Raw genomic sequence first — 1,489 nt, 5'->3', positions numbered from 1 at the left:
ACAAACTTAAGACGTGTATAACTAATTGCTCGTTCTGTGTGTACTCGGAAAATTCTCCGAATTTTCCTCTGGTTCGTTTTCTTTTGCTAACTTAGTTCTCGCCAACGCAACTAGCCATACACAAACACGTTACCTGCAAGCTGAAAAACGAACGCAAATGAAACAACGGAACATAATAATATCTGTTTTTATTATTGGAATAATCTCATTGTTTTCCTGTAATAGAAAAATAGTAAGTTCACCTCGTTCTATTACGAAAACAAAATCAAACGTTACCGAAAAAAAACCTTATTTAATATTAATTTCACTTGATGGTTTTAGATGGGATTACGTAGAAAAATATAACCCACCTAATCTGAGTTCATTCATTAAAAATGGTGTTAAGTCAGAATCACTAATACCTTCATTCCCAACTAAAACTTTTCCAAACCATTATACAATTGCAACAGGACTTTATCCAGACAAACATGGAATAATAGGAAATATATTTTATGACTATAAAAAAGATACTTTATTTAATAAGAGGAATCCCAAAATGGCAGAAGACGGGAGTTTTTATGGAGGTTCACCTATTTGGGTTGAGGCAAATAAAGTAGATATTCTAACTGCCAGTTATTTCTTTGTAGGAACAGAGGCTAATATTCAAGGAATCAGACCAACATACTATTCTAAATTTGATAATAGTGTTAAAAATAAGGAACGCGTTAATCAAACAATAAATTGGTTGAATTTGGAGGAGAAAAGCAGACCACATTTAATCACTTTATATTTTGGTGATATGGATGAAGTTGGACACGATTATGGTACTAATGATGACGAAAAACTGAAAACAGCATTGTTTGAACTAGATAAAAATTTAGGCGATTTGTTTAAAGGAGTATCAGAAACTAATCTTCCAGTAAATATTATTATCGTTTCTGACCATGGTATGGGAAATCAGTCTTCTAAAAAAATAATACCAATAGATTCTATCGAAAACGATGACTTATTCATGACAATTGAAAATGGTACAATAGTAAATATTCATCCAAAAAAAGAGGTTGAAATAGATTCTGTACTACAATATTTAAGACAAAAGGAAAATAATTTCAAAGCTTATAGAACTGAAAATACACCAGGTTTTGAATACATCCCAACCAATAAAAATTGGGGTGCAATACAATTAATACCAGATTACGGTTATCATTTTTGGAATCAAAGACGAAAAGACGCTCTTATCGAAGAGGGTGTTAAAACATTTGGCGTTCATGGCTATGATAGCAAATACAAGGAAATGCATGGAATCTTTTATGCGAATGGTCCAGCCTTTAAAGATGGTTATGAAATACATTCGATAAAAAACATTCATATTTATCCATTAATGTGTGAGATTTTAGGATTGAAAATTCCTGAATCGATAGATGGAGACATAAATGAAATAAAAAGTGTTTTAAATGAAGATAATTGAATAAATAATAAAGCCAGCAGGTAACAAAGAACTGAGTTAAAA

The 1,489-nt window shown here is 31.2% G+C and carries 1 protein-coding gene; it reads left to right on the top strand.

The annotated features are described in order from the left end of the window. The first annotated feature begins 157 nt into the window (after positions 1–157). Positions 158–1,447 (top strand): ectonucleotide pyrophosphatase/phosphodiesterase, encoded by a 1,290-nt coding sequence (locus KO494_RS07815; RefSeq protein ID WP_215967049.1) that lies wholly within the window; start codon positions 158–160, stop codon positions 1,445–1,447. The last annotated feature ends 42 nt before the right edge of the window (positions 1,448–1,489 follow it).

It is taken from the genome of Lacinutrix sp. C3R15, assembly GCF_018860825.1.
Lineage (GTDB): Bacteria > Bacteroidota > Bacteroidia > Flavobacteriales > Flavobacteriaceae > Oceanihabitans.
The sequence above is the reverse complement of the archived record's forward strand: the minus strand, read 5'-3'. Positions and strand labels throughout refer to the sequence as shown.